Raw genomic sequence first — 7,018 nt, forward strand, 5'->3', positions numbered from 1 at the left:
GGAAGCCCCTTTTCGAATTGTATGGGTAACCACAAATATCGGCTATCCTTTAAATTTTGTGGTTTCCAGCGGTCGGCCATAAATATATACTGATTTTTCTTGGCATTCACAGTCAAAATATAAGTAGACTGACCATCAAAGGTTTTTTCGGCCAAATTCCCACGCATAGGATCGCCTTCAAATTTCCATGGACCAAATATTGAATTTGAAGAATGTAAAGCAGCCGCGTTTGGCTCCCAGCCCGTACACCCGCTGGTTATCAGATAATACTTTCCCTCCTTTTTGAAGACCGCTGGTGCCTCTCGGTGTTTACTAAAAAGTAAAGTATCCTCAGTGGTTACATCCAAATAATCTGTGCTAAGTTTTACGGCTCTCAAATCATAATTTTCTCTTGCCGAATAGATATGATAGGCAGTGCCATCGTCATCTACAAACAAAGTCATATCTCTCGACATGTGTCCATTGGGTCTGAAACTTCTCAGATAAACAAACGGACCCGTTGGGTTGTCACTCACAGCGATTCCTGCTCTGGCAGCTTTATATCCTTGACGAGGCAGCTCCAAGTGAAACCACATGACGTATTTACGAGTTTTTTGATTAAATATCACTTTGGGTCTTTCCATTAGCCCGCCCACTGCAATTTCGCTAGTAGAGTCCTTGGATTTTGCCAAAGCGATTCCATTATATTTCCAATGAAGCAAATCGGTCGAACTATATACCGACACACCCTCTGAGGCAGATTTACCTCTAACTTCACCATACCAATAATAGTTTTTCCCTTGCTTCAGGATTCCTCCTCCATGCGCATTTATGATTTCTTGATTACTGTCTGTCCACTCGGCACCGGGTTTAAAGGTAAGATTTTCTTGTTTGGATTGAATACTCTTGCATGCCTGAAAACTAAGCACGACAAAAACGCCCATGCTCCATATAATTTTTCTCATATTTTTTAAAGGTTTTACAAAACAAAAGTAAAAAGTATAGCAATCAACCACAGGGTATATATTCGGCAATTTTGGGGTAAAATTGAAAAAATAGATGATTTAATCGACAAAAAACGGCTTTGTATACACTCTTTCAGCAAATTTATCAAAATCGCATAACGTTCGTCCTGACTTGGCGGTCAGTGATGGTGTAGAAGATATACTTTTTAAAAAATTTGGATAGGCAACACACTTTCACAAAAAAATAGCTTTATCCAAGCTTAAACACCATTTCAGAATGATTATGAGTAACAAACATGTAAAAGTCCTCGCATTATTTTTAATAACTTTATTAAGCAGTCTTTCTCTAATATCCTGCAATTCTTCCGATTTGACGGACACCACAGTGGATATAGCGGATATTGAAGCCAACACTAAAGATACCACTGTAAACAATGCAGTCTTGATTGACTTCGATGGCACTACCCCAACAATTACCAACAATATTTCAAACGGCGTGGAAGTCTCGGTAAACAATGGCGATGTTGTGATTAAATCAACTAATACCTCTACTGCGGTTAATTATGTCATATCTGGACAAAACACAAATTCGAGTTTAAAAATCTACAGTGATTCAGATTTCAACCTTATTCTCAACGGGATGAGTATCGTGAATACCGACGGCCCTGCTATCAATATACAATCAACTAAAAAAGCAACTATTACCTTGGTGAGTGGTACGCTGAATAGATTAGTTGACGGAACCACCTACGCTTCGAGCACCGAAGACCAAAAGGGGACGCTTTATACCAAAGGCTCGCTTGTAATAGGAGGAAATGGTTCTTTGATGATATATGGACAAAAAAGTCATTCTATCGTAGCTGATGGATATATAAGTCAAAATTCAGGCATGATTTCGATACTGCAATCTGCGGTAGACGGCGTTCATACCGGCTCGTATTTTAACATGGCTGGTGGCGAATTAAAAATAGTTTCCACAGGAGACGGCATTGAGGCAGAGTCTGGCTATGTTGCCATTGCTGGGGGAGCTATTGGTATCACCTCCTCAGGAAATGGTATTTCTACATCCTATACAGGAACAGAGGCAAGTATCAAACCGTACGTTTCAATTACTGGTGGAACAATGAATATTAACACTACTGGCGAAAAAATGAGTGGGATTAGTAGTAATGGTTCGTTCGTTCTAAATTCGTCTTCTGCCATTATTGGCATATACACGTCAGGAAACGGTTGTAAGGGTATTTTGACAAAAGGAAATGCCACAATAACAGATGTAAGTAAATTGACGATGTCAAATGCGGGCTCATCTTATTATAATAGTACAGATAATGCCGTAGTTACGTCAGATGCAATCAATTGTGCTGGAAATTTAACCATTCAGGGAGGGACTTTGGCTATTACGAGTTCGGGAGTTGGCGCCAAAGACATCTCCGTTTCGGGAACGGTAGCAATGAATGGTGGTACAGTAACCTTAACTACCACAGGGGCTATCCTCACTTATAATTCGACCACAACTGAGTCTAAGTCACTTTATGCCAAAGGTGAAATACAACTTTCTGGTGGCTATTTGACTATTTCTTCTTACAATGATGGCATAAAATCGGATGCTTCGGTATCTATCAATGGAGCGTCTGTTGACATTACAACTGCGATTATTGGAATTACAGCACCTAAACTTAATGTTGTCTCTGGATACATCTCTGTTGTCTCTTCAGGTGATTGCTTATTTGCGGGCAGCGGCACGGACGGCACAACTAACGATGGTAGTTTACTTTCTATTACAGGCGGAACACTCATTGTAAGCTCGACTGGTGCAGAAGGATTGGATAGTAATGGAAATATCGCTCAATCTGGTGGCACAGTGGTAGTCCATGGTACAACCTTATCAACCGAAACAGCCTTTGATTATAACGGAACTTTCAAAATATCTGGAGGCGTCTTTATTGCAGGAGGGCCAAATAACACCTCTGTGGCACAAAGTACTAGTTCAGGTTCGACTCAACCCACTTTATTTCTGAAATTAACGGTTGGTTATGCAGGCGGAAATCCATTTTCGTTGTTGGATAAAGATGGAAATGCCCTCTTTACCTTCATTCCCACTCGTGCGAGCTACTATTTTGTGTATTCATCGCCGAGTCTTAAAACTGGTACAACCTACAGTGTATATTCGGGTGGCGAAAATGTTGGCGGTACAAATATTGGAGGCTATTACAGTGGTGGAACATTCAATGGCGGTATTTCACGTGGGAGTGTGACACTCAACAGTTTGCTCACAACCGCAAGTCTTGAATAGATGTGAAACAGATAACGCTGAATTTTAGAGTATCAAAACAGTAAAAACCAAAGTTTTGTCGAAAGAAGTGTAAATTTTTAAATAGTGTAGCAAAACATGAGTCACACCCAATTTAGTAATCGAAATTGAGTGACTGATTACTGGACAAAATCGGTTTCACTAGTCCAAGACTAATTCTTGGACTCATTTTTTTAATAGTTTTAAACAGTTAAAAAATTCAGTGAAACAGTCTATTCAATTGAATCATACAATCTTATTTTGTCCAGTAATCAGAAAAAACCTTTTCCTACTTTAGTAAAAACTGTTTACTTAATTCATCATAAGTAGCCAAATAATGATTAGCTTTTCCGTCTTTCTCAAAAATAGATTCCCAGGTATTGAGCGGTTCCCAGATACAAGTTCCTTTGCCTTTTCCATTCGGTAAATTAAAGGCCACTTGATTAACCTCACTTTTCATTTGTGAATATTCTACTACAATCACATCTTTATTGTATCGCTCAATCAGATTGCTGAGATTGTCACGCAAATCTTCAATGGTTCCATGCCATTTTGGATAATAAGATTCCCCAATCACATCAAAATGAACGCCACGAGCCAGCATATTATCAATAAACTGAACCGATTCATGATTTTGTCCGCCCAAAGCTATGTGCAACATCATGATAGTTTGTGGAGCCACTGCCTTCACCGCCGCAGTACCTGCATTGATGAGTTGCGCCAATTGATCGGTATTCGAAAAACTCCCTTCTGGCCAAACTAAGCCATGATTGATTTCATTGCCCACTTGTACCATATCGGGTAAAGTTCCCTGTGTTTTCAAGGCTTGCATCACGTCATACGTGTAATCATATAAAGATTTTTTGAGGTCTGAAAAGTTCTTCCCTTCCCAAGCCAAAGGTTTAAATTGTTTGCCAGGATCAGCCCAATAATCTGAATAATGGAAATCCAATAATACTTTCATTCCAAGCGCTTTAGCACGTTTTACCATTTCTTTGGTATGAGCCAAATCACAAAATCCTGTTGTTGGTGAATATCCTTTAGGCTGGGCAGGATTATGGAAAATTCTCAAACGAACATAGTTAAATCCATGGTCTTTCAAGATTTGGATGGCATCTTTATCAACACCTTTATCAGAAAACTTGATATTTTTTGCTTCTAATTCTGGTAAAAAAGAAATATCTGCTCCCAGCATTTTATCAATCGCTGCTGATTTTTTGGCTTCTGGTTTAAGTTGGTACGTTGGGTCGATACTTACTTGTGCGATTTTTTCGGGAGAAACTGTCAAAATATCTGTTCCACCAGCATATAAGCCTGTTGCTGATGCCTCAAACTGAATCATACTTGGGTTTTCGCCCATTTGGACAATTACCTGACATTTTCCATTAAATAAACTACGTTGCCACATGCCGTCAGCGCACTGGTCTGGTTCATGACTACTTGGGTCGCCGTTGCCTACGCCAATGATTTTTGCATTGCCTTTGAGCTTAAACTTTATCAAATTATCGGCATTCGGCACTTCACGACCTTCTTTGTCTACCACAGAAATATTGATAATACTAAGGTCTTTTCCATCAGCAATAGCCGTCGTTTTGTATGGCGTAACCACCACCTCGTAAGGCAAACCCGTAGTTTCGACTTTCGCCGTAATCTTTCTACCTTTTTTCCAACCAATAGCTTCCAATTTTCCAGCAGCATAATTCACAGACCAGTTCAAATGCCCATTGCGTGGCATAACCTTTTTACCTAAAGATTTTTCATTCAAGAATAATTCCACCTCATCGGCATTGCTATTGACCCAAACATCAATCGGTTGACCTTCTTTTCCTTGCCAGTTCCAATGCGGTGCAATGTGCAGAACATCTTTGTCTGTCCACCAACTTTGATAGTAATAATAGATGTTTTTCGGAAATCCACAGACATCCATTACCCCAAAATGAGAGTTGATATTTGGCCAACGATATGGCGTTGGCTCGCCACGATAATCAAACCCTGTCCAAATAAAACCACCTAACCAGAAGTCACTGTTAGCTGCCAACTTCCACCATTCTTCGGCTTTACTAGCCCACCAAGGTGCTGTAATATCTTGGTCGGGAACGTATCCTCTGATGGTATCTTTTTCATAAATCCCTCTTGTGGTAACGGTACTTCCCATTTCAGTACCTATAATTGGCTGAGTTGGATGATCTTTGTGATAATCTTCCACCGCAAACTGACGGTAGTTGAAACCACGGACAGGAATCACTTCGTTTACGCCTGCAAAATGATTGGCTAAGTCTGCGGCATACGTTGAAGTACGGGTAGGGTCTAGTTGCTTTTGTTTTGCTAAAAGACTCAAGGCTATTCTTTTTCCAACCATATTTTTCTGAATCCAGCCTTCCTCATTCCCTATGCTCCACAAAAATACAGAAGCATGATTTCTATCTCTTTTAATCAGTCTTTCAAACTGATTCATGTATTCTGTTCCACTATTCAATAAGCGTTGTTCGTCCAACAACAACATTCCCAAACTATCGCAAGCCTCTATCAATTCAGGAGTTGGCGCATGGTGACTCGCACGATAAGCATTCGAACCCATATTTTTCAGTAAACCGATTCGGTAATATTGCAAATAATCTGGCATAGCACTACCTACTCCCGCATGATCTTGGTGGTTGTTGGTTCCCAAGATTTTCACATGTTTCCCATTCACAAATACGCCGTTCGGTTTGATATCAATAGTACGAATCCCAAATCTAAACTGTTGTTGGTCAACCACTTTACCTTGTGATTTCAATTCAACTTTAATCTTGTACAAATATGGATCTTCCAAAGACCAAAGACGAGGATTAACGGTACTGATAGCTTGAATAGCAGTCTTTTCTTCTTGAGATTTTAAGGTAAAAGCTTGTTCAGAAGATTTGGCCACTACTTTTCCGTTTCTATCCAACAAATAACTTGTAATAGTCAGGTTGTCAGATTTATAATCTTCATTTTTGAAAGTTGTTTCTACCTTTATATTGGCTTTATTGCCTATTATTTCTGAATAAGCAAAAACGCCATCTTCCTGAATATGAGCATTTTGATAGCGATTTAGCCACACATGACGGTAAATACCTGCTCCCTCATAAAACCAACCTTCGTATTGCGAAGCGTCTACGCGGACTACGATAACATTGTCTTTATGAAAGTTCAAAAAATCGGTAATATCATACGAAGCGCCCAAATAACCACTTTTGTTATTTCCTAGATAAAAGCCATTAATCCAAACATTGGCATCACGGTATATACCATCAAATTGGATTGAATAACGACTTCCTGAATCAGCAGGCGTCAAACTAAAATGCTTGCGATACCAACCGATTGAAGTTTCAGGAAATTGACCACCAACAGGCTTAAATCCATGTGATTCTACATGAGCATCTTCGGATTTGACAAATGGCAAAGCTACCACCCAATCGTGAGGTAAATTGAGTTTTGTCCATGAGGAATCTACAAATTTCGGGTCGATAGCCGTATTCACAGCCGAACCTGATTTATAAAAAAGGTTGGTTAAACCATAATTAAAATCTTTATCGGGGTTAGAAAAATGTCCCAAATGAAAACGCCAATCTTTATCAAAATTGGTTTTTGTTCTTGGGTTTTGAGATAAAGTAGGTTTGTGTATCAAAGTGACAATCGCAAATGCCAAAGTCAGTTTGAATAGATAAGTTTTTAGTTTTTGCATAAAATAGTTTTATAAAAAAAAGCTGTTTAAACTTTCTCATCACGGGTGAATAAATTCTATTTCCGTGGCGAGTGTCTC

Annotated in this window: 3 protein-coding genes; 1 reads left to right on the forward strand and 2 read right to left on the reverse strand. The window is 39.3% G+C overall.

Features of this window, described 5'->3' with window-relative positions; all coding sequences use genetic code 11:
- Positions 1-944 (reverse strand): glycoside hydrolase family 43 protein (locus tag ACOVQ4_RS09800; protein ID WP_421820471.1); only part of this gene is annotated, 944 nt, incomplete at its 3' end.
- 283 nt (positions 945-1,227) lie between these two features.
- Here ACOVQ4_RS09800 and ACOVQ4_RS09805 point away from each other — a divergent pair.
- Entirely contained in the window at positions 1,228-3,237 is a 2,010-nt protein-coding gene (locus tag ACOVQ4_RS09805) for a carbohydrate-binding domain-containing protein (RefSeq protein ID WP_421820472.1), read from the forward strand.
- A gap of 286 nt (positions 3,238-3,523) precedes the next feature.
- On the opposite strand, the gene galA is transcribed toward ACOVQ4_RS09805, so the two are convergent.
- A complete protein-coding gene (galA, locus tag ACOVQ4_RS09810) occupies positions 3,524-6,940 on the reverse strand; it encodes a beta-galactosidase GalA (RefSeq protein WP_421820473.1) in 3,417 nt (1,138 codons plus the stop codon).
- Positions 6,941-7,018: the final 78 nt, after the last annotated feature.

Source organism: Flectobacillus sp. (assembly GCF_049240685.1).
GTDB lineage: Bacteria > Bacteroidota > Bacteroidia > Cytophagales > Spirosomataceae > Flectobacillus.

What these genes read in the sequence shown, in the direction of transcription:
- ACOVQ4_RS09805 (WP_421820472.1), top strand. Translation starts at nt 1,228, where the DNA reads ATGAGTAACAAACATGTAAAAGTCCTCGCATTATTTTTAATAACTTTA.
- galA (WP_421820473.1), bottom strand. Translation starts at nt 6,940, where the DNA reads ATGCAAAAACTAAAAACTTATCTATTCAAACTGACTTTGGCATTTGCG.